The sequence below is a fragment of the Kribbella sp. NPDC051586 genome, assembly GCF_044453965.1.
Lineage (GTDB): Bacteria > Actinomycetota > Actinomycetes > Propionibacteriales > Kribbellaceae > Kribbella.
The window spans coordinates 1,727,178-1,747,875 of record NZ_JBITDF010000001.1 but is presented as its reverse complement, the minus strand read 5'-3'; the positions used below and the strand labels follow the sequence as shown (position 1 = coordinate 1,747,875).

The following is a 20,698-nucleotide window of genomic DNA, read 5'->3' as shown; positions in this document are numbered from 1 at the left end:
CTCGGCGGCGCCGAGCGCCTCCAGCTGGTCCAGCTCGTCGTCGGTCAACTCGTCGTCGAACACTTCCGGCATAGCCCCGTTCCTTCCCCCTGGACGATCGCGCGCCGACCCCCGGCGGGCGAAATCCTGACCCAGGGTAGGCGCGTGCCAGGTCAGGTAACTAGCTGTGAAGGTTTGAGGAACGTGAAGTTTTCCGTCCGATCCGCGTGCCGGGGTGTGTGCGAACGGGCGACCTGGGGTACCTCTAGGTGGTCCCGCGGTTCGGTCAGTGCCATTCGGGCATGGGTGGTGTTCACCGAGCCGCGAGTTCTCCCACTGAGGGGCGGGAGAACGACCGGCCCGGCGGGTGTGTCTCTCCCAGGATGCACCCGCCGGGGTACGGGGTTCAGAGTGCGGACGCGACGAACAGGTACCTGTTCAGGCTGAAGAAGTAGCTCGCGCCGAGGCTCCGCAGATCGTCCGCCCAGGCGCGCGCCTCGTCCTCGGTGACGTCGGCATGACCAGGGACGAAGTCCGACACGATGTCGATCAGACCGGCACTGTACGTGCGCGCGTCGTACCCCGTGTTGAGAATCGGCACCACCTGCTCGTGCGTAAGCGTGAAACCGGACTTGGCCAGTACGTCGCCCAGCGTCCGGGGCAGATGCGGATCGGCCAGATGGTCCTCGAACGCGGTGAGCACCCGGGCCATCCGCCCGTCGTCGCTCGACCGCCACACCGCCGAACCCCAGTCGGTGTCGAGCAGTACGACGCGACCTGCCGGCCGGAGCACCCGTCGTACCTCTTCCAGCGCGGCGGCCACGTCGTCGACGTACTCGAAGACCTGGGTCGAGACCACCACGTCGAAGCTCTCCGCCGGATGCGGGATCCGCGCGACCGATGCGAGCTCCAGCTCGATCCGCGGCCCGCCCGGCACGTCTGTCCGGCTCCCTGCGATCGCGAGCATGCTCTCGCTGATGTCGATGCCACAGATCCGGCCGTCCGGCCCGACCTCACCGGCCATCTCGGCCGCCAGCAGCCCTGGTCCGACACCGGCGTCCAGCACGCGATCCCCGGGCCGCAACGCCAGAGCCGCCCGCACCACCCGTCGCTGTTCGATCACATCCGGCGTCCGGTAGACCGACTCGATCTGCCGGGAAACTTCCGGGTCGAACTGCAACCCGTCCACGTCAACCTCTCCGCCCATGTCCCACATCATGGTCTGCGATTCCGTTCCCGGGGAGGCCTTTTGGAAATCAAGGGGCGTGCCCCGGGGTGCCCCGCTACGGTTTCGGGGTGATAGAGCTGCCCCGGACGTTCCTCGAAATGCCACGCTGGTGGACCGAAGGGCAGGCCTGGCTGGAGTCGCTGCCGCGAGCAGTCGACGAGCAGTGCCGCCGCTGGAACCTCGCTGTGGCAGGCCCGATCGCCCATGGATCGAACGCGATCGTCGTACCGGTCGAGCGGGACGGCATGGAGCTCGTACTGCGGATGTCGCCGTCCGGTGACGAGGTCACGCAGCACGCCCGGGCGCTGAAATGGTGGGACGGCCGCGGCATGGTCCTGTTGCTGGACGACGACGCCGAGGCCGGGGCGATGCTGCTCGAGCGGCTGTCGACTCCGTTGACGACCCGGCCGATCGACGAAGCGATCGCCGTACTCGGGCAGCTGATGCGCAGGATCGCCGTGCCCGGGCCGGAGGATGCGCTGTCGACCGCGGACATCGTGACGACGCGGTCGGCCGAGCTGGAGCCGCAGTGGGAGCGGCTCGGCCGTCCGTTCGACGCCGCGATCCTGCGCGAGGCACTCGACATCGCCCCGACCGAGACCACCTCGACCGCGGCGGTCAACGGCGACTTCCACTCCGGCCAGGTCCTGGCCGGGGACCGGGAGGCGTGGCTGATCGTCGACCCGGTGCTGTACCGCGGCGACATCGAGTTCGACCTCGGTCGCGTCCTGTGGTGGGACCTCGACAAGATGACCGACATCGTCCCGTACTTCGATCTTGCGGTCCGCGAAGCCGGTCTGGACCGGGACCGGGCGCGCGACTGGGTGATCTGGCGAACGGTCGACTACTGGCTGTGGGGACTGGCTGCCGGACTGACCGAGGATCCGGTCCGGTGCGCCCGGCTGATCAGCGCCCTGTCACGATGATGAAGCTTTGTAGATGAAGCGGCTGCGCATCATCCGGGGCGTGTCGGCCGCGTTGCGCGCGATCGAGTGCAGGATCCACGGATGCGTCAGGTACACGTCGCCGGCCTGACCGGTCAGCTCGATGACCCGGACCGGCAGACCGTCCAGGTCGGCCGGCGCCATCGGGTCTACCGTGCGCTCCTCGGACGTGAGGTTGCGGAACCACGGATCTGACCGCAGTACTTCGTCACGCACAGCCTTGAACTCGCGCTCTTCGGTCGTGGTCAGGAAGCGCTCGATCACCTTGTGCGAGCCGGCGACCTGCGGAGTCCCGCCGCCACCCGGCTCGAGGTCGCCGAGCAACGCCCAGATCTTGACCGACTGGGGTGTGTCATCGAAGCCCACGTCCGTGTGCCACTGGCGATGCGGGACGACCCACGCGCCGCCCTCCGGCATCGTGACGAGGACCTGCCCCTGGTGCTTCGGCTCGAGCCACTCACCCAGCAGCCCGTCGAGCGCCGATCGCACCCGCGGCCCGAGGATCGCGTGGGCCGCGCGAGACGACTTCGTGCTCTTCAAACCTGTCGGCCGCGACGGAGTCCAGGTCGACCGGTCGTCGCGATCCATCCCGTGCCGCTCGGACAACTCGTCCCATAAGGTGTCCCGCATCCGCGCGGCATCGTCGGCGGAGAACGCGGACGGGAGCTTCACGATCCCGTCGCGCTCGAAGACCTCCAGCTCTTCGGCAGTGAGCATTCGCCCATGCTGCGCCGACTGCCGCCGGGCTTCCACCCATTTACCAGTCCCCGATCGCCAGCTCCCTGTCCAGAAGGTGGCGTCCATTTCAGGGGTTATCCGCGTGACTTGGGGGTTCTGCCCTTGCACACCAGCAGAGAACCCCCAACACCGATGGATGACTGAGGTTCAGTGCGCGGGGGCGAAATCGTGGAAACCGATCAGCTTCTGAATCTTGCCGTCCGCGTCGAGGACGACGATGTCCGTGCCGCCGGCGACCGGGTCCTGGCCCTCGGCCTTCAGGTGCCAGGTCCAGCGCAGGTAGGAGTGGTGCTCGTCGATGTCGCCGGTCCGGACGAACGACAGGCCTGGGAACATGTGCTGCGCGGCGCCGACCAGCTTGTTCAGCTCGTCGTGGCCCGTGGTCTCGAAACTCGGGTCCTGGAAGGTCGCGTCGTCGGTCCAGGTCCCGGCGATGAACTCGGCCCGGCGGTCGGCGTCGGCGGCGTTCCACATCGCGAAGTACTGGTCGGCGAGAGCGGTTGCGTTCATGGTGTTTCCTCCTCGGAAGGTTTCGATGACCAGAACCCTGCCGCCGGGCCGGGGCTCCGGTCGATGACGTCAGAGGTAATGGAGATGTCTACGCGGACCGCTACGGTCGGGGTATGGCAGCGACGATCGAGGAGACGTTCCAGCGCCCGGTGGGCGAGCTTCTGCGCGGCTGGCGGGAGCGCCGCCGGCTCAGTCAGCTCGAGCTGGCGAACCGGGTCGAGGTGTCCACGCGGCATGTGAGTTTCGTGGAGACCGGTCGGTCCAGGCCGAGCCGGGAGATGGTGCTGCGGCTGGCCGAGCACCTCGACGTACCACTGCGCGATCGGAACCAGTTGCTCCTGGCCGGCGGGTTCGCGCCGATCTACAGCGAGGCGTCGCTGCACTCGCCGGCGATGCTCGCGGTCCGCAAGACCCTGCGCCGCCTGCTCAAGGCCCACGAGCCGTTCCCGGCGCTCGTGGTGGACCGCTGGTGGAACATCGTCGAGACCAACGCCGGGATCCAGATCTTCACCGCCGGCGTCGACGAGAAGTTGCTGCAGGCACCGATCAACGCGCTCCGGCTGACCCTGCACCCGGACGGCCTGGCCAAGCGGATCGGCAACATCGCCGAGGTCCGCGCCAGCGCGCTCGCGAGCCTGCAGCGCCAGGCCGCCAGCACCGCCGACCCGGAGCTCCAGGACCTGTACGACGAACTCCGCGAGTACGCCCTCGACGACAAACCGGCCCCACCCGGTCCGGCCGAGGTCGTCGTACCGTTCAAGCTCATGTACGACGGGCGGGAGCTGTCGCTGCTGACGATGATCGCGACCTTCGGCACACCGCTCGACGTGACGGTGTCCGAGCTGATGATCGAGTCGTTCTACCCCGCCGACGACGCGACCGCGGAGTATCTGCGAGGCCTCGCGTGAAGCCGGGCAGGGACGTCGCCGACACGATCGAGCTGCACCTGCAGTACCTCGATCGGTACCGCGAGATCATCGAGAAGAAGCTGACCGGGCTGAGCGACGCCGAGTTGCGTGGCAGCCGACTGCCGTCCGGGTGGTCGCCGCTCGAGCTGCTCAGGCATCTGGTCTTCATGGAGCGACGATGGCTGCGCTGGGGTTTCACTGCCGAGCAGGTCGATCATCCGTGGGGTGACTCGGGTGACGACCCCGAGGGCCGCTGGGCGGTCGCACCGGACGACTCGCTGGAGAGTCTGCTGGCTCAGCTGCACGCGGGTGGGGAGTTCACCCGGCAGGTCGTCAGCGGTGCGGATCCCGCGGCGGTCGCGGCGGCCGGTGGACGGTTCGGGTCTGACGACCGGCCCACGCTGAACTGGATCTTGTTCCACGTCCTGCAGGAGTACGCACGGCACGCGGGCCACTTGGACGTGGCCCGCGAGCTCGTGGATGGGGCCACCGGCGAGTAGGTCTGCAGGGAGGGCCTACCCGCCGGTGGCCGAGAGCCCTACCGGCCTGAGGAGGGGTGGCCGGTGGGGAATGCCGTCGGGAGGCCCGGCGTCGGGATGCTGTGGTTCGAGGTCGGCGTCGGCACCGCCGGGAGCGTCGGCCTGGCCGGCAGGGACGGCTTGGTCTGCGCCTTGCCGGGGTCGATCGTCACCTTCACGCCGCCCGAGACGGTCACCGTCGGCAGGGCCGGCTTCGGGGCGGTCGGCTTCGCCGTCGGCACGGACGGCTTGCCCGGCACGCCCGGGAGCGTCGGCTTGCCCGGCAGCGTGGGCTTCCCGGTCGGAACGCCCTGCACGCAGTCCGGCACGGCCGGGATCGCCTTGCTCGGCAGCGACGGCTTGGCGGTCGGGATCGCAGGCTTGCCCGGCAGGGTCGGCTTGGTCGTCGGGAGCTGTGGCTTCCTCGGCAGGGTCGGCTTGGCGGTCGGCAGCGACGGGAGCGTCGGCTTGCTCGGCAGCGTCGGCTTGCCGGTCGGCAGGGTCGGCTTGGACGGCAGGGTCGGCTTGGTCGACGGGAGCTGCGGCTTGGACGGCGGGAGCTGCGGCTTGTTCGGAAGCGTCGGCTTCGTCGTCGGCAGGGTCGGCATGGTGGGCTTGGTGGTGGGGATGCCCGGTCGCGTCGGCAAGGTCGCCTTACCAGGCAACGAGGGCCGGGTGGTCGGCAGGCTCGGCTTGCTCGGCAGCGTCGGCTTGCCGGCCGGCAGCGTCGGCGTGGCCGGAAGCTTCGGCGGGTTGTTCGGGTCGATGGTCTTGTTCACCGAGACCGTCACCTTGGGCAGCTGCGGCTTGGCCGGCAGGCAGGTCGGGTCCACCGACGGCGCCGTCGGCGTACCGGCGGGAACCACGGCCGGCACCGGCGGCTTTCCGCCGCCGGCCAGGATGTTCTTCACCGGAAGGGCCGGTCCGCCGACCGCGGCGGACACCGTCGCAACGGTTCCGGCCAGGGCGGTGACGCCCGCCGCGGCCAGTCCGCGGCGCAGCCAGGTCAGCCGCTTGCCGCGCCGCATCAGGTCACCGGTGTCCGGCTGCCACGGGTCCATCTCATAGGTCAGCGCGTTCCGTACTTGCTGCTCGTCACTCATCAGTTTCCTCCAACTCCGCTGTCGATCAGGTCGGGTGCCAGACGCAACTTGGCCAGCGCCCGGGAGGCCGTGCTCTTCACGGTCCCGGCCGCCATGCCGAGCAGCTCGGCGGTCTCGGCCTCGGAGAGATCCTGCGAGTAGCGCAGCGCGACCACGGCTCTCTCCCGGACGGTCAGACCACCGAGGGCCGAGAGCACGGCCTCCCTGGTCTGGACCGCCCCGGCGAAGTCCGCCACCGCTCGCTGGTCCCAATCGTTTGCTACCGGATCACTGGGTACTTCGTTGTTCCAGCGCCGGCGGGCCTGGGAGAGGAATCGGTTGACCAGCACCCGCCGGACGAACCGCAACGGGTCGCCCTCCAGCCGGTGCCATTTCGGATACGACCGCATCAACGCCTGCTGCACGAGGTCCTCGGCGGTATGCCGATCGCCGCACAACATCTCCGCGAAGCGGAGCAAAGGGGTCGACTGCGCCACGACGAATCGCTCGAAGTCGGCGTCCGCGGTCCGGGTCATCGATTCTCCTCAGCCTCTGTCACACCGGTCCAAACCCGCTGAGTCACCGATCGGGTTCTGTTCGGAGTGGGAGAAATTTATTCACGGGCTATACAGAGGTGGTGTTTGTTTGTCACATTGGGTGCACAAGCCTTCACCGCCCCGGAGGTTCCGCCCATGCGTACCAGCCGTCCAGCCGCACTCGCCGCCTGTCTGGCCGTGACCGCGGCGATCTTTACCGCGACCTTGCCCAGCACCGCCGCCGTACCCGAGCCCGTCGCTGTGTCCCAGCCCGTTGCGGGGTCCAGCAACGTCCGGGTCGAGGGCAGCCGGATCATCCTCGGCGACGCACCCGCCGCCATCGGCTCCGCCGAGATCAGCCAACGCTCCGGACTCGCAGAGCTCACCCCGGTCCACTTCGCCGACTTGACCTCGGCCGTGGTGGTCGGCTACTCGGCCGCCATACCAAACGGTATGTCCGGGTCGGTCGACATTCGGTCCTGGGCCGATGGCCGATGGTCAGAGTGGACCGAGGCGAGGGCCGGCATCCCGACCGCACTGCCGAGCGCCAGCGACCAGGTCCAGCTGCGCGTGATCCTGACCGCGCCTCCGACGGGCGGCAGTCCATCCGTTGCCGATCTGTCCGTGCAGCCGACCGACAAGGTCGTCGCGTCGCGGATGGGCATTCAGGCCGCGCCGCTCACGTCGCACGTCTTCGCCACCCGCGAAGGCCTGGTCGGCGGCACGACGGCCAACGGCCACGTGATCGTGAGCCGGGACCACTTCGTCGCACTGCCGTCACGTCGCGGCCTGTCCGGCAGCGGGTCCGGCACCTACTCGGTCAAGGTCTGCACCGCTTCCCGGTGTGCGTTCGAGCCGGTGTGGGACGTCGGCCCGTGGAACACCAAGGACGACTACTGGAACCCGAGCGCGACGCGCGAGATGTGGAAGGACCTGCCGCAGGGCAAGCCCGAGGCGCAGGCGGCGTACCAGGACGGGTACAACGGCAAGAAGGACCAGTTCGGCCGGACCGTTGCCAACCCCGCTGGGATCGACCTTGCGGACGGCGTGTTCTGGGACGCGCTGAAGCTGGCCGACAACGGGTTCGTCGACGTGACGTACCTGTGGACGGGTGACGGCGGCCGCGGGACGGTCTCGATCTCGTCCGGCTACCTCAACGTCCGCAACGCCCCGAACTCGACCGGCGCGATCGTCGGGATGGCGGGCAAGTCCGCGCAGGTCACCGTCGAATGCCAGACGACCGGCGAGAGCGTGACCGGCTCGCAGGGCACCAGCAACATCTGGCTGCGCGTCAACGCGGGCATGTACGTCGCGAAGGCGTGGATCTCGGCCGGCTCCTTCGGCGCCTGCTGACGCAAGCAGGGACTCCCATACGCCCGCCCACGTACGGGAGTCCCGGCGTCAGCGAGCCAGCGGGTCCGCTCCGCCACCGAAGCGCTTGAGCAGCTTGCCCTGCGCGTCGTACACGAAGACGCCGTTGCTGCGCGAGCCCTGCGGCGTCGACGGAGTCACCTGCGCGGAGGACTCGACCCAGCCGGCGATCCCGGCGAGCCGGTAGATCTTTCCGTACCAGGCCTTGGTCCCGACCGTGTAGACGACGGTCGCGGCCTGCGAGCTCTTGAAGACCGAGCTGACCGTACCGCCGACCGACTGCATTCCCGGGTCGGTACCGTCGCCGATGTTGGCGTTGCCAACGGTTTGCCGCCAGCCGAACGGCTCGTACGCCGGCTCACCCGGCTGTCGGCTGATCACGGCCCACTGCGTGCCCTTGGTCTTGAAGTACAGCCCCGGACCGAGCTTCACCTCCCGCCCGGAGGCCAGCGTCCCGACCGCGGGCCTGGCGTTCTGGAACTGGTACTTCGTTGCCTTGGGCGCCTTCTTCACCGGCGCCGTAGCCGTGGTGGTCTTCACGATCGTCCCACCCGGACCGCCCGCCACCGCGGTGTCCTGAGCGGCGGCCTTGTCGTTCGTCCCGGTGAATACCGCGACGGCGACCATCGTGCCCGCCACCGCGACCGCGGCGAGGCCGGCCGGCAGCAGCCGGGTCAGTCCTCTCCTGTCTCGCATCTCGTTGCCTTTCGCAAGGTTTCGTTGTCGGGCTGAAGGACGTGCCCGCCGCGAGAAAGGTTCTTCACCCGCGCAACGGATCGTCCTTGGGATCACCCAGACACCCGACCAGCTTGCCGTCGGCGTCGTACGCGAAGACGGACCGCGGGACGGCCGGGAGCGCCGCGGTCGCCGCGACCCAGCCCGGGATGCCGGCCAGCCGGCGGACCTGCCCGTACCAGGCCTTGCGGCCGGACGTGTAGACGACTGTGACCGCCGTCTGGCTCCTGAACACCGACGTCACCACGTTGCCGGAGATCTGCAGCCCCGGATCCGCGCCGTCGCCTATGTTGGCGTTCCCCACTGTCTGCCGCCAGCCGAACGGCTCGTACACCGGCTCACCCGGCCGCCGGCTGATCACCGCCCACTGGGTGCCCTTGGTCTTGAAGGACAGGTACGGACCGAGCTTCACCTCGACACCGGCGGCGAGCGAAACCACTGCAGGCCGGGTGTTCTGGAAGACGTATCGCGACGGCGTGACAGACGGGGTCACCGGCGGGGTCACCGACGAGGGGGTCGCAGCCACCGGAGGACCAACGGCCACAGGATCCTGCGCGACCAGCAGGCCGACTACGGCAACACCAGCGACTCCAGCCGATGCGGCGGCGGCCGTGAGCAGCCCACGGCGACGCCGCCGCCGCGCTCCGGCGATCACCCGCGCGGGGTCCAGCGCCGGGCTGTCCGTCCGCAGCTCGCGGAGCTCGCTCTCGATGCTCATACCGTCTCTCCCACTCCCGCCAACGCCGGCGCCGCACGGAGCTTCCGCAAGGCCCGGGCGTTCGAGCTTTTCACCGTGCCGACCGCCACTCCGAGCACAGCAGCGGTGTCCCCCTCGGACAGGTCCTCCACATGCCGCAGTACGACGACCGCGCGCTCCCGCCGGGTCAGCAACCGCAGAGCACTGAGCAACGCCAGCCGGCGATCACTGAGCCCGGCCGAATCACTCAGTGCGCCGGCCCAAGGCTCGAGGTCCATGAGATCGCCACTCGGCCGCTCCCGCCAGAGCCGTCGCCGCACCCACGACAGGTGCTGGTTGACCACCGCCTGCCGGACATACGCGAAGGGGTCAGCCATCTCGATCCGGTCCCAGCGCAGGTAGGCCTTCTCCAACGCCGTTTGCACCAGATCCTCGGCGAGCCCCGCATCCCCGCACAGCATCCGCGCGAAATGCATCAGCCGAGCGGACCTGGCCAGCACGAAGGCCGTGAAGTCGTCGTCGCGACTCCCCGCAGAACCCATCCGGCCTCCGTCCAGTTGCCCTCAGGCAACAGGACGCCGCGCCGGGGTCAAAGGTTCTGTCGCGTCGTAAATCTTGTCCGAGCCGCTCAGCCGGGCCGTCGCGACGGCGTCCGCGGCCAGGCGGACCCGGTTGCGGCCGGCGGCCTTGGCGGCGTACATCGCGCGGTCCGCGCGGAGCAACAGGTCGTCGACGGTCGCGCCGTCACCCGGGTGGACAGCGACGCCGATGCTGACCGTCAGGTGGAACGTGTCCGGATCCAGATCCGGATCGTCCAGTACGCCGGCGCACATCGCGGCCAGTGGACTGGCCGAGACCGCGTTGCGGAGGCGGTCCGCGGTGACTGTCGCCTCGTCGAGCCCGGTGTCCGGGAGCGCGATCACGAACTCCTCGCCGCCGAACCGGCCGATCACGTCCTTGACCCGGATGGCGCTGCGCAGGATGGTCGCGACCGCGCGCAGGGCCTCGTCGCCGACCAGGTGGCCGTGCCGGTCGTTGACCAGCTTGAAGTGGTCGATGTCGATCAGCAGGACCGCCATCGGCTCGCGCTGGTTCCGGGCGGTCCGCAGCATCTCCTCGGTCCGCCGGCGCCACCAGTCGACCCGGGTCAGGCTGGTCTTCGGATCGGTCTGGGCCTCGGACTCCAGTTGGCCGAGCAGCAGGGCGCGCTGAGCGGTCAGCGTGATCGGGATCGCCACGAACGCGAACCACGGGCTGATCAGGCAGGCCGCCGCGAGCAGGCACCCGAGGGTGGCGGCGGTCGCGTCGGTACACAGGTCGTCCAGCCCGCCGACGGCCTCGCGGCGGCTGCTGCCCGGGATGATCAGCGAGATCGCCAGGCCGCAGAGCAGGGTGTCGGTCGCGACGTACGCCGCGGCGGCGCCGACCATCGAGACGACCAGACCGAAGTCGCCGCCGACGAGGTCGCGGAGCGAGACGAAGACCGCGTGCGCGGCGCCGACCGCGAGCACGTGCACCGCGGTCGAGAAGGCCCACCGGTACGGGATGCACTTGCCGGCCCGGATCCGCCACCAGATCCGGAGCAGTACGGCGACCAGGATGGCCAGCGCCGGATGCAGGATGACGGCCGCGGCGATCATCCAGGCCGGGGCCAGGTCCTTGTGCAGCGCACCGCCGCGCCGCCGCCGGCTCTCCACCCGGCGAGCGCCCTCGACCGAGATCAGCGCCGAGACGGTCAGCGCGAACACCACGTCCAGGCCGCGCCAGTCCGGGCGGTCCGTGAACGCCTGCACGCCGTACCCGATGGCGGCCAGGTCGACGAGCACCACGACGGCGAACGCCGGGACCGTCAGGGTCCAGAGCGCCCAGGAACGTACCGCTCGCCTACTCTGCGCAACCATCACCTCACACGGTACGACGAGTGAGCGTCAGGTCCCAATCCGTGGCGGCGCGGCTGTGGATGACGACTTGGAAACGATCGACGGTCCTTCAGAATTCAGTCGTTTGATCAACAATCAGATGCGGGATTTCCCTTGCGGGGAAGGAAGATCAGCGCCGCCTGGCAGAGCCGAACAGCCCCCGGACGATCTCCCGGCCGGCCGAGCGGGCGAACTGCTTGAAGGCCGACGAGCCGATCACCTGCTCGACCATCGACTTCTCCTGCTTCTGCGACCGCGGCCGCGACTCGTGCTGCGGCTGCTGCTGCGACTGCTTGGCCTGCTCCTGGGCCTGCTTCTCGGCCTCGGCCTGCGCCGCGCCCGCCTGCACCTTCGCCGCCAGCATCTCGTACGCCGACTCGCGGTCGACCGGCTGCGAGTACTTCGCGTTGTTCGCCGACGCCTGCACCCCTGCGGTCATCTGCTCCGCGGACGCCGGTGCCATCAGCGACTGCGGCGCGCGCAGCCGGGTCCACGCGACCGGCGTCGGGGCGCCCTTCTCGTTCATCACGGTCACGATCGCCTCGCCGATCCCGAGCTGGGTCAGCACCTCACCCAGGTCGTACGACGAGCTCGGGAACGTCGACACCGTCGCCTTCAACGCCTTCGCGTCGTTCGGCGTGTGCGCTCGCAGCTGGTGCTGCACCCGCGAGCCGAGCTGCGCCAGTACGTCGTCCGGCACGTCCTTCGGCGTCTGGGTGACGAAGAAGACGCCGATGCCCTTCGACCGGATCAGCCGGACGGTCTGCGCGATCGCGTCCAGGAACGCCTTCGACGCGTCGTTGAACAGCAGGTGCGCCTCGTCGAAGAAGAACACCAGCTTCGGCTTGTCCACGTCGCCGATCTCGGGCAGGTCGTGGAACAGGTCGGCCAGCAGCCACATCAGGAAGGTGGAGAACAGCGCCGGCCGGTCCTGCAGGTTCGGCAGCTCGAGCAGCGAGACGACGCCCTTCCCGTCCCGCTGCTGCAGCAGGTCCGCGGTGTCGAACTCGGGCTCGCCGAAGAACGCCTCGGCCCCCTGGTCCGCGAACCCGATCAACGACCGCAGGATCACGCCGGCGGTGGCCGCGGACAGCCCGCCGAGCTCCTTCAGGTCGTCCTTGCCCTCGTCGGAGGTGAGGTGCTGGATGACCGAACGCAGGTCCTTGATGTCGAGCAGCGTCAGCCCGGCCTTGTCGGCGTAGTGGAAGATCAGCCCGAGCGACGACTCCTGTACGTCGTTCAGCCCGAGGACCTTGGACAGCAGCACCGGCCCGAACGACGTGATCGTGGCCCGGATCGGGATCCCCGTGCCCTGGCCGCCCAGCGCGTAGAACTCGGTCGGGAAGCCGGTCGCAGTCCAGTCCTGGCCGATCGACTTGGTCCGCGCCAGCAGCTTGTCGTTCCCCTCGCCGGGCTGCGAGACGCCCGACAGGTCGCCCTTGATATCGGCCGCGAACACCGCCACGCCGGCCGCGGACAGCTGCTCCGCCATCAACTGGAGGGTCTTGGTCTTGCCGGTACCGGTGGCGCCGGCGACCAGGCCGTGCCGGTTCATCATCCCCATCGGGATCCGGACTGCCGCCTCCGGTTTCGGCTCTCCGTCGACCAGCAACGCGCCGAGCTCGACCGCCGGCCCCTCGAACGCGTACCCCTGCTTGACGGTCTCCACGACGTCGGCATTCTCGGCCATGTCAGCGCGCCTTTCCCCGGTTGCCTGGAATCTCTCGGTACCACCCGGTCGGCATGCTAGTCCCCGCTGTCCGGATAGGACGTTTCGCGACGCCGAAAGGTTGTACGCGGCACCGGACTATTCCGGTGACATTCATGACCTGCACCTGAGACCTGTTACCCCGCTAGACTTCGGGGGGTGATCTTCAAGCGCGTCGGGGACGACCGGCCGTACCCGGAACACGGGCTGCGGCCGAAGGACTGGTCCTCGCTGCCGCCACGCCAGGTCCGGCTGGACGAGCTCGTCACGACGAAGGGCACCCTGGACCTGAACGCGCTGCTCGACGAGGACTCGACCTTCTACGGCGACCTGTTCGCGCACGTCGTGGAGTGGAAGGGCGACCTGTACCTCGAGGACGGCCTGCACCGCGCCCTCCGGGCCGCGTTGCAGCAGCGTCAGGTCCTGCACGCCCGGGTCTTGGTCGTGGACTGACCCATGTCTGCTCACGGGGGTTGAGCCGATGACAGCGATCCATCCGCAGCCGAGGCCGCATTCGCGCATCCGCTGGCGTACGCCGATCACGATGGTGATCCTGCTCGGCATCCTCGCCGGCGGCGGCTGGTGGGGCTGGAAGTCCCTGATCAACAGCAGCGCCGAGCAGACCTGCGTCGAGCAGAAGCTGCCGAACAACCGCCTGGTCCCGAAGCAGGTGGTCCTGAACGTATACAACGGCGGCGCCAGGGCGGGCTCCGCGCAGCGGGTCGCCGACGCGCTGAAGCAGCGCGGCTTCAACATCGGCAAGATCTCCAACGAGCCCAAGGGCAACAAGGTCGACGTGGCCGAGCTCCGCGGCGTCGCGGCGAACTCGCCCGAGCTCGCGCTGGTCGCCGGCCAGTTGAACCAGAAGGCCGTCCCGGTCGCCGACGGTCGCACCGACCACACCGTCGACCTGGTCATCGGTGCCGGCTTCGGCTCGGTCAAGCTCAAGGGCCTGCCGTCCGTCCAGGTCCCGGCCGGAAGCACGGTCTGCCTCCCGGTGGTCCACTCCACCCAGCCCATCCCCTCGGGACAGAACCCGAACTGACGCGTCAGTGCTGCTCGCGGCCGCGCTCGCCGAACCAGCCGGCGAGGCGGCCTGCTCTGGAGACGGCCCGCAGGCGGCGGACGGTCTGTTCGCGGACGGGGCTGGGAGCCACCACCAGCATCGCGTCGGCGGCGCGGAGGACGGTACGGCGGTCCGGGACGAAGGCACGTTCGCCGCGGATGACGAGCGAGACCGAGACGCCGGGCGGCAGCCGGAGTTCGCCGATCTCGACCCCGGCGAGCCGTGACTCGCTCGGGACGAAGACCTGCAGCATGTCCGCGCCGAGCGACTCCAGCGGCGCCACGTCGATGTCCACCTCGTGCGCAGCGTTCTCGTCCAGGACCTTCAGCCGGCCCGCCAGCCAGGGCAGCGACGGCCCTTGCAGCAGCGTGAACAGCAGGACCAGCACGAACACCACGTCGAAGATCCGGTCCGCCCGCGGCACCCCCTCGGCCAGCGGGATCGTCGCCAGCACGATCGGCACCGCGCCCCGCAGTCCCGCCCACGAGATGAACGCCTTCTCCCGCCACGGCAGCCGGAACGGCGCCGCCGAGACCGCCACCGACGCGAACCGCCCGACGACCGTCACCGCGATCCCGATCACCAGCGCGACCAGTACGTCGTTCAACCGGAACCGCCCCGGCGACGCCAGCAGGCCGAGCATCACGAACAGCCCGATCTGCGCGAGCCACGCGATCCCGTCGACGAACGACCGGGTCGCCATCCGGTGGGGCAGCTCCGCCCGCCCGAGCACCAGCGCGGTCACATAGACGGCCGCGAACCCCGATACGTGCAGCAGAACGGACCCACCGGCGTACGAGATGAAGGCCACCGACATCACCGCGAGCGGGTACAGCCCTGCCGACCCGAGCGCCATCCGCCGGATCAGCCCGACGCTGACCCACCCGATCAGCAGGCCGAACAGCGCGCCGACCACCAACTCGTACAGCACCAGGCCGGCGAACGACAGCAAGCCCTTCTCACCGACCTCGCCCGTGCTCACCAGGGTGACCAGCAGCACGGTCGGGGCGTCGTTCAGACCGGACTCGGCCTCGAGTGCGCCGCGCAGCCGTGGACGGATCGGCACCCGTCTGAGCACCGAGAACACGGCCGCGGCGTCGGTCGGCGACGTCACCGCCCCGAGCAGCACGGACAGCTGCCAGCTGAGCCCCAGGACGAAATGCGCCACGCAGGCGACCACGCCGACGCTGATCGCGACTCCGACCGTGGCGAGGACGAGCCCGAGCGGCATCACCGGGCGTACTTCGTTCCACCGGGTGGTCAGGCCGCCCTCGATCAGGATCACGACCAGCGCCGCGAACCCCAGCGCATGCGCCAGCTGCGCGTCCTCGAAATGGATGTGCCCCGGCCCTGATTCACCGAGGAGCAGCCCCATCCCCAGGTAGATCAGCAGCGACGGGAGCCCGAGCCGGGCCGTCAACCGCACCGCGACCACCGCTACCAGCAGGACCGCGGCCCCCGCCAGCAGAATCCGGTCGAGCTCCGATACATCCATGGGGCCCTCCCGTGTGATGCTCAGGTCCCGAGAGACGAAAACCCTGACGCATCACACAGCATCAGGGTCTCCGGCCTATCTCCACCCCGAAGGGTGGTTGGCGGTGGCGGAGGGATTTGAACCCTCGGACGGGGGTTGCCCGTCACGCGCTTTCGAGGCGCGCTCCTTCGGCCGCTCGGACACGCCACCGCCGAGGACAATATCAAGGCCGGTGACGAATGAAGAAATCGCGCAGCCGCGCGCCCGCCTCGTCGGCCATCACCCCGCCGACCACCTCGGGCCGATGGTTGAGCCGGCGGTCCCGTACGACGTCCCACAGCGATCCCACCGCGCCCGCCTTCTCGTCGTACGCCGCGAAGACCAGCCGGTCGAGCCGGGACAGCACGATCGCCCCGGCGCACATCGTGCACGGCTCCAGCGTGACGACCAGGGTGCACCCGGTCAGCCGCCACTCGCCGACGTGCCGCGCCGCCTCCCGGATCGCCAGTACTTCGGCATGCGCGGTCGGGTCGCCGGTCGTCTCGCGCTCGTTGTGACCGCGCCCGATCACCTGACCGCCGGCGTCCACCACGACCGCCCCGATCGGTACGTCGGGCAACGCCTTGTCGCCCTCCTCGAGCGCCAGCGTCATCAACCGCGACCACTCGCGCCGCAGGATCGGGCTAGCCAACAGCTTCGATCGCGTCGTGGAACTGGTTGCCGAACCCAAGCGCCTCGGCGATCTCCTCGAGCATCTCCTCCGGGTAGAGGTCGACGTCGTCGCACAGCGCGCCGAGGTCCATCGCGGTCATCCCGAGGTCGGCGAGGATGGCGAGGTCGCCGGCCGGCACCTGCTCGTCGTCGTCATCGGCCAGCGGGATGTCGAGCTCGTCGACGACCTGCCGGGCGATCGGCCACTCGGTCGCGGCGGTCACGTCGGAGATCAGCAACCGCGCCCGGCCACCGGCGACGCGGACCAGGACGAAGAAGTCCTCGTCGACCGAGACCATCCCGAGCACGCCGCCCTCGCCCGGGTAGCGGCGCAGTGCGGACACCAGCGCGGACAGGTCCGGCTCACCACGGAGCACCAGCGGGGTGACGGTCCAGTTCCCGTCCTCGGTGTAAGCGGCGACCGCGAAATCGAGGTCGACGATCATGGGGCCTCCCGGCCTGGACTGAGGAGCGGAGGGAGCGAAGCGACCGGAGTGACGAGGGAAGGCCGGGAGTCACAGCCCCATGATCCGCCGCGCCGGAGGCGTGGCGTCAGCAGAGTCATCGGCCCAGCCATGGCATCGGACACCGGGTCATCGTCCCAGACTCTGCCTCTCCGCGCGATCTCGGAGCGGTATCAGATCCGCCAACACCAGTCAACAGTCGGGCAGGTCCCCCAGACCCCCGCCTAGTGATGGTACGTCGCTCTGCGCATCGCCTCGCGGAGCCGCCGGACGCGGGCCCGCCGGGGCGCGATCCGGTCGCGCAGGGCCTTCGCCTCCTCCAGCTCGCGCAGGAACTCGGCACGCCGGCGCAGCCGGTCGAGGTCGCGGCGGGGGACAACCAGGCGCGGTCTGGGCTCGATGGTCATCGGCGTACTCCTGGTGGGCGAGACAGGGCACATTCCAATGCACTTCCGAGTCTGACAGCGAGCGCGCTTCGCCGTCGCGAATCGCCGAGCGCGTCACTCCGGTAGCGTTCCGGCTTATGCAGATCCTCGTCGTGGACCACCCGCTCGTCGCCCACAAGCTCACCGCGCTGCGCGACGAGCACACGGACTCACCCACGTTCCGGCGGCTGACCGAGGAGCTCGTCACGCTGCTCGCCTACGAGGCGACCCGCGACGTTCGGACCGGTCCGGTCACTGTCCAGACCCCGGTCGCGGAGGCGGAGGGCGTCAAGCTGGCCGCACCGAAGCCGCTCGTCGTGCCGATCCTGCGGGCCGGGCTGGGCATGCTCGAGGGCATGACCCGGCTGCTCCCGACAGCGGAGGTCGGCTTCCTGGGGATGGTCCGGAACGAGGAGACGCTGACAGCCTCGACGTACGCCGAACGGCTGCCGGAGGACCTGTCCGGTCGCCAGTGCTACGTCCTCGATCCGATGCTGGCGACCGGCGGCACGCTGGCCGCGGCGATCCAGTTCCTCGTCGACCGCGGCGCCGACCACATCACCGCGATCTGCCTGCTCGCCGCCCCAGAGGGCGTGGAGCGCGTCGAGCGCGAGCTTGACCACCTCGACGTCCCGTGCAACCTCGTGATCGCCGGCATGGACTCCCACCTCAACGACAAGGGCTACATCGTGCCGGGCCTGGGCGACGCCGGAGACCGCTTGTACGGCGTCGCCCAATAGCTCTGGTCAGACGAGGGTGTTGCGGTAGAAGAGGTTGGCGCGGCGGTCACCGGTGAGGCCGGAGGCGAAGCCGAAGTACAGCCGGGCGGTCGCGTCGGTGGAGCCGTAGACCGCCATCCCCTCGGGCTCGCGGTAGGTGAGGCTCTTCCCGGCCAGCGTGAGGAACGAGTCGACGAGTTGGCCGGCGTTGATGTCGTAGCACCACAGCTTCGAGGTCGCCTTGGTCTCGTCGGGGTCGCCCGGGTACGCCTCGCCCTCCCAGAAGTACGCGTACGAGCCGTACAAGGCCCAGCCCTGGAAGTCGATCCCGGCCGTCAGCGCCGGCTGCTTGAACGACGCGAGCACCGTCGAGAAGTCGCCCGTCCGCGCGGCGGCCAGCGAGTACACGTTGATGTGCATCCCGTCCGAGAGCGAGTGCCGAACACCCAGCTGCCCGAAGCGCTGATCGACGGCCGGTGTGAACACGCTCCCGGCCGCGACCGGCTTCCACTTCGTCACCGATGCCGACGTCAGCGTCTTCCCGTTCTGCCAAGGAAAGCGGCAGATCTGACGGCCACGCCCGTTGGTCGTGTCGACGTCGGTCTCGGTCCACAGGTACGTCGTGGTCCCGGAGGCCTCGGCCCCGATCGAGACCACGTGCCCGAACCCGGTCAGGTACATGTAGCCGAGCTCGTTGCCGGAGAAGTCGAGCTGCGTCAGCGCGACATCGCCGCTGTTGGCGCCGCTGCCGCCACGCAACTGCGCCGCGAACAGCCGGTTGTTCGGGGTGTCGAACGCGAAGGACTGCATCACGGTCGCGTCGTGCAGCGGCTGACTGCGGAAGAACTCGTTGGTGGTCGCGCTCATCTTGAAGCGCTTGGACTTCGGGAGGGACAGGGTCCGGGCGGTGGCCGCGGGTACGCCGAAGGTGCCTGCGGCAAGTAATACGCCGGCACCCGTCAGCAACCCGCGGCGGGACAGGTTGTCCATTGGCTAGACCAATCTGTTGCGATAAAAGAGGTTGGCCCGGCGATCGCCCGCGACACCGGAGGCGAAGCCGAACCGCAGCTGGGCGCGGCCGAACCGGTCGACGTGCACACCGACCCCCTCGGCCTCGCGGTAGACCAGGTCGGCGCCGTCCACGATCTTCACGGACTCGACGATCTCGCCTTTGTTGATGTCGTAGGTCCAGAGCTTCGACGTCGCCACGTTCGGGTCGGGCGCACCGGCGTACGCCTCGCCCTCCCACAGGTAGACGTACGAGCCGTACAGCGCCCAGCCCTGGAAGTCGATGTCGGGTGTCATCGCGGGCTGCTTGAACGACGCGAGCACGCGCGAGAAGTCACCGGCCCGCGCGGCCGCCAGCGAGTACACGTTGATGTGGAACCCGTCCGCCAGCGTGTGCCGGATCCCGATCCGGCCATGCAGCTGATCGACCGACGGTGTGAAGACAGCTCCGTCCGCGACCGGTTTCCAGCTCCGCAGGCCGGGCGAGTCCTTCGTCAACGTCGCGCCGTCCTGCCACGGGAAGCGAGCGACCTGCCGGCCACGAGCGTTCGCCGTGTCCACGTCGGTCTCGGTCCACAGGTACGTCGTCCGCCCGACCGCCTCGGCTCCGATCGAGACCGCGTGGCCGAACCCGCTCAGGTACATGTGCCCGACGACGTCACCGGCGAGCGTGAGCTGCGTCAAGGTGAGGTCGCCGCTGTTGGCCGGCGAGCCCGCACGCAACTGGCCGGCGAAGAGTCGCTGATTGTGGTTGTCGAACGCAATCGACTGCATGACCGTCACGTCGGCCAGCGGCTTGCTCCGGAACGCCTCTCCGCCAGGCCCGTCCAGGACGAACCTACGCGACGGCAGCAGCGTGAACGGGCGGGCGGAAGCGGGTGAGCCGACGGCCCCGGCGGCGAGCAGCGCACCGGCGCCAACGAGCAATCCACGGCGGGAGAGATTGTTCATAGCGCCCGACGGTAAGCGATCTACCGCGAACTGTCAGCAGTTCGCACGAAAATTTCTGTGAAAACCACAGAGATCGATGTTAAAAACTGTCAGAGCTAGTACGCGTACGGGTACGGCGACCAGTCCGGGTCGCGCTTCTCGAGGAACGCGTCGCGACCCTCGGCCGCCTCGTCGGTGCCGTAGGCGAGCCGGGTCGCCTCGCCCGCGAACAACTGCTGGCCGACCAGGCCGTCGTCGATCAGGTTGAACGCGTACTTGAGCATCCGCTGCGCGGTCGGCGACTTCGCGCAGATCTTCTTGCCCCACTCGAGCGCGACCGCCTCGAGCTCGGCGTGCGGGACGACCTTGTTCACCATGCCCATCCGGTACGCGTCCTCGGCGGAGTACTCGTCGCCCAGGAAGAAGATCTCCCGCGCGAACTTCTGCCCGACCTGACGGGCCAGGTACGCCGACCCGAACCCGCCGTCGAACGACGCCACGTCCGCGTCGGTCTGCTTGAACCGCGCGTGCTCCGCCGAGGCCAGCGTCAGGTCCGCGACCACGTGCAGGCTGTGCCCGCCGCCCGCGGCCCAACCGGGAACGACGCAGATCACGACCTTCGACATGAAGCGGATCAGCCGCTGCACTTCGAGGATGTGCAGGCGGCCCGCCTTCGCGGAGTCGATCGTGTCGGCCGTGGTGCCCTCGGCGTACTTGTAACCGTCCTTGCCACGGATCCGCTGATCGCCGCCGGAGCAGAACGCCCAGCCGCCGTCCTTGGGCGACGGGCCGTTGCCGGTCAGCAGCACGCAACCGACATCGGTCGACATCCGGGCGTGGTCGAGCACGCGGTACAGCTCGTCGACGGTCCGCGGCCGGAACGCGTTGCGCACCTCGGGCCGGTTGAACGCGATCCGCACCACACCGGCGTCAACTGCCCGGTGATAGGTGATGTCGGTCAGCTCGAAGCCGTCCACCTGCTTCCAGGCCGACGGGTCGAAGATCTCGGAAACAGTCACCCCGGGAGC

The 20,698-nt window shown here is 69.3% G+C and carries 24 protein-coding genes and 1 tRNA gene; 7 read left to right on the top strand and 18 right to left on the bottom strand.

Annotated elements, in window-relative coordinates; genetic code table 11:
• Positions 1 to 385: 385 nt before the first annotated feature.
• Positions 386 to 1,186 carry a methyltransferase domain-containing protein gene (locus ACIA58_RS08740; RefSeq protein ID WP_396402985.1) on the bottom strand — a complete coding sequence of 267 codons (801 nt, stop codon included), beginning with the start codon at positions 1,184 to 1,186 and terminating at the stop codon, positions 386 to 388.
• An 89-nt stretch (positions 1,187 to 1,275) separates the two neighbouring features.
• Between ACIA58_RS08740 and ACIA58_RS08735 the strand changes: the two genes are divergently transcribed.
• The gene (locus tag ACIA58_RS08735; RefSeq protein WP_396402984.1) at positions 1,276 to 2,133 is read left to right on the top strand and encodes an aminoglycoside phosphotransferase family protein; all 858 of its coding nucleotides are present in this window, start codon (positions 1,276 to 1,278) and stop codon (positions 2,131 to 2,133) included.
• On the opposite strand, the gene ACIA58_RS08730 is transcribed toward ACIA58_RS08735, so the two are convergent.
• Both ACIA58_RS08730 and ACIA58_RS08725 read right to left on the bottom strand, forming a co-directional pair.
• Entirely contained in the window at positions 2,125 to 2,868 is a 744-nt protein-coding gene (locus ACIA58_RS08730; RefSeq protein ID WP_396402983.1) for a phytanoyl-CoA dioxygenase family protein, read from the bottom strand. The two genes, ACIA58_RS08735 and ACIA58_RS08730, sit on opposite strands and share 9 nt — an antisense overlap.
• A gap of 168 nt (positions 2,869 to 3,036) precedes the next feature.
• Positions 3,037 to 3,399, bottom strand: coding sequence for a nuclear transport factor 2 family protein (locus ACIA58_RS08725; protein ID WP_396402982.1), 363 nt, complete (start codon positions 3,397 to 3,399; stop codon positions 3,037 to 3,039).
• A 113-nt stretch (positions 3,400 to 3,512) separates the two neighbouring features.
• Between ACIA58_RS08725 and ACIA58_RS08720 the strand changes: the two genes are divergently transcribed.
• Together ACIA58_RS08720 and ACIA58_RS08715 are read left to right on the top strand one after the other, a co-directional pair.
• Positions 3,513 to 4,307, top strand: a complete 795-nt coding sequence (locus ACIA58_RS08720; RefSeq protein ID WP_396402981.1) for a helix-turn-helix domain-containing protein — start codon at positions 3,513 to 3,515, stop codon at positions 4,305 to 4,307.
• Positions 4,304 to 4,807: a DinB family protein gene (locus tag ACIA58_RS08715; protein WP_396402980.1), complete on the top strand. Its 504-nt coding sequence runs from the start codon at positions 4,304 to 4,306 to the stop codon at positions 4,805 to 4,807. The genes ACIA58_RS08720 and ACIA58_RS08715 overlap by 4 nt, the downstream gene beginning before the upstream one ends.
• Positions 4,808 to 4,845: 38 nt before the next feature.
• Here the strand turns inward: ACIA58_RS08715 and ACIA58_RS08710 are convergent, their stop codons facing one another.
• Positions 4,846 to 5,928, bottom strand: coding sequence for a hypothetical protein (locus ACIA58_RS08710; protein WP_396402979.1), 1,083 nt, complete (start codon positions 5,926 to 5,928; stop codon positions 4,846 to 4,848).
• Complete coding sequence (locus ACIA58_RS08705; protein WP_396402978.1) at positions 5,928 to 6,443, bottom strand: SigE family RNA polymerase sigma factor; 516 nt, start codon at positions 6,441 to 6,443, stop codon at positions 5,928 to 5,930. Before ACIA58_RS08705 ends, ACIA58_RS08710 begins: the two co-directional genes overlap by 1 nt.
• 156 nt (positions 6,444 to 6,599) lie before the next feature.
• Between ACIA58_RS08705 and ACIA58_RS08700 the strand changes: the two genes are divergently transcribed.
• Positions 6,600 to 7,796, top strand: coding sequence for a hypothetical protein (locus ACIA58_RS08700; RefSeq protein WP_396402977.1), 1,197 nt, complete (start codon positions 6,600 to 6,602; stop codon positions 7,794 to 7,796).
• A gap of 48 nt (positions 7,797 to 7,844) precedes the next feature.
• Here ACIA58_RS08700 and ACIA58_RS08695 read toward each other — a convergent pair whose 3' ends face one another.
• The 5 genes from ACIA58_RS08695 to ACIA58_RS08675 all read right to left on the bottom strand — a co-directional run bounded on the left by ACIA58_RS08695 (position 7,845) and on the right by ACIA58_RS08675 (position 12,855).
• On the bottom strand, positions 7,845 to 8,510 hold the full coding sequence (locus tag ACIA58_RS08695; protein ID WP_396402976.1) for a hypothetical protein: 666 nt from the start codon (positions 8,508 to 8,510) through the stop codon (positions 7,845 to 7,847).
• Between the two features lie 64 nt (positions 8,511 to 8,574).
• Positions 8,575 to 9,267: a hypothetical protein gene (locus ACIA58_RS08690; RefSeq protein ID WP_396402975.1), complete on the bottom strand. Its 693-nt coding sequence runs from the start codon at positions 9,265 to 9,267 to the stop codon at positions 8,575 to 8,577.
• The gene (locus tag ACIA58_RS08685) at positions 9,264 to 9,788 is read right to left on the bottom strand and encodes a SigE family RNA polymerase sigma factor (RefSeq protein WP_396402974.1); all 525 of its coding nucleotides are present in this window, start codon (positions 9,786 to 9,788) and stop codon (positions 9,264 to 9,266) included. The genes ACIA58_RS08690 and ACIA58_RS08685 overlap by 4 nt, the downstream gene beginning before the upstream one ends.
• 21 nt (positions 9,789 to 9,809) lie before the next feature.
• Positions 9,810 to 11,147, bottom strand: coding sequence for a diguanylate cyclase (locus tag ACIA58_RS08680; protein WP_396402973.1), 1,338 nt, complete (start codon positions 11,145 to 11,147; stop codon positions 9,810 to 9,812).
• Between the two features lie 148 nt (positions 11,148 to 11,295).
• Positions 11,296 to 12,855 carry a helicase HerA-like domain-containing protein gene (locus ACIA58_RS08675; RefSeq protein WP_396402972.1) on the bottom strand — a complete coding sequence of 520 codons (1,560 nt, stop codon included), beginning with the start codon at positions 12,853 to 12,855 and terminating at the stop codon, positions 11,296 to 11,298.
• A 177-nt stretch (positions 12,856 to 13,032) separates the two neighbouring features.
• Between ACIA58_RS08675 and ACIA58_RS08670 the strand changes: the two genes are divergently transcribed.
• Complete coding sequence (locus tag ACIA58_RS08670) at positions 13,033 to 13,326, top strand: type II toxin-antitoxin system VapB family antitoxin (protein WP_396402971.1); 294 nt, start codon at positions 13,033 to 13,035, stop codon at positions 13,324 to 13,326.
• A 28-nt stretch (positions 13,327 to 13,354) separates the two neighbouring features.
• Positions 13,355 to 13,918 carry a LytR C-terminal domain-containing protein gene (locus ACIA58_RS08665; RefSeq protein ID WP_396402970.1) on the top strand — a complete coding sequence of 188 codons (564 nt, stop codon included), beginning with the start codon at positions 13,355 to 13,357 and terminating at the stop codon, positions 13,916 to 13,918.
• A gap of 4 nt (positions 13,919 to 13,922) precedes the next feature.
• Here ACIA58_RS08665 and ACIA58_RS08660 read toward each other — a convergent pair whose 3' ends face one another.
• The 5 genes from ACIA58_RS08660 to ACIA58_RS08640 all read right to left on the bottom strand — a co-directional run bounded on the left by ACIA58_RS08660 (position 13,923) and on the right by ACIA58_RS08640 (position 16,995).
• Positions 13,923 to 15,434, bottom strand: a complete 1,512-nt coding sequence (locus tag ACIA58_RS08660) for a potassium/proton antiporter (RefSeq protein WP_396402969.1) — start codon at positions 15,432 to 15,434, stop codon at positions 13,923 to 13,925.
• 98 nt (positions 15,435 to 15,532) lie between these two features.
• Positions 15,533 to 15,623: transfer RNA gene (locus ACIA58_RS08655), tRNA-Ser, on the bottom strand.
• 13 nt (positions 15,624 to 15,636) lie between these two features.
• A complete protein-coding gene (locus ACIA58_RS08650) occupies positions 15,637 to 16,065 on the bottom strand; it encodes a nucleoside deaminase (RefSeq protein WP_396403322.1) in 429 nt (142 codons plus the stop codon).
• Between the two features lie 31 nt (positions 16,066 to 16,096).
• On the bottom strand, positions 16,097 to 16,570 hold the full coding sequence (locus ACIA58_RS08645) for a tRNA adenosine deaminase-associated protein (RefSeq protein ID WP_396402968.1): 474 nt from the start codon (positions 16,568 to 16,570) through the stop codon (positions 16,097 to 16,099).
• Between the two features lie 242 nt (positions 16,571 to 16,812).
• Positions 16,813 to 16,995: a hypothetical protein gene (locus tag ACIA58_RS08640; protein ID WP_396402967.1), complete on the bottom strand. Its 183-nt coding sequence runs from the start codon at positions 16,993 to 16,995 to the stop codon at positions 16,813 to 16,815.
• Positions 16,996 to 17,111: 116 nt separating this feature from the next.
• On the opposite strand from ACIA58_RS08640, the gene upp reads away from it, so the two are divergent.
• Positions 17,112 to 17,753, top strand: coding sequence for a uracil phosphoribosyltransferase (upp, locus tag ACIA58_RS08635; RefSeq protein ID WP_396402966.1), 642 nt, complete (start codon positions 17,112 to 17,114; stop codon positions 17,751 to 17,753).
• Positions 17,754 to 17,759: 6 nt separating this feature from the next.
• On the opposite strand, the gene ACIA58_RS08630 is transcribed toward upp, so the two are convergent.
• The 3 genes from ACIA58_RS08630 to ACIA58_RS08620 all read right to left on the bottom strand — a co-directional run bounded on the left by ACIA58_RS08630 (position 17,760) and on the right by ACIA58_RS08620 (position 20,689).
• On the bottom strand, positions 17,760 to 18,722 hold the full coding sequence (locus ACIA58_RS08630; RefSeq protein WP_396402965.1) for a hypothetical protein: 963 nt from the start codon (positions 18,720 to 18,722) through the stop codon (positions 17,760 to 17,762).
• Positions 18,723 to 18,725: 3 nt separating this feature from the next.
• Positions 18,726 to 19,691, bottom strand: a complete 966-nt coding sequence (locus tag ACIA58_RS08625; RefSeq protein WP_396402964.1) for a hypothetical protein — start codon at positions 19,689 to 19,691, stop codon at positions 18,726 to 18,728.
• A gap of 95 nt (positions 19,692 to 19,786) precedes the next feature.
• Entirely contained in the window at positions 19,787 to 20,689 is a 903-nt protein-coding gene (locus tag ACIA58_RS08620) for a 1,4-dihydroxy-2-naphthoyl-CoA synthase (RefSeq protein ID WP_396402963.1), read from the bottom strand.
• Between the last annotated feature and the right edge of the window lie 9 nt (positions 20,690 to 20,698).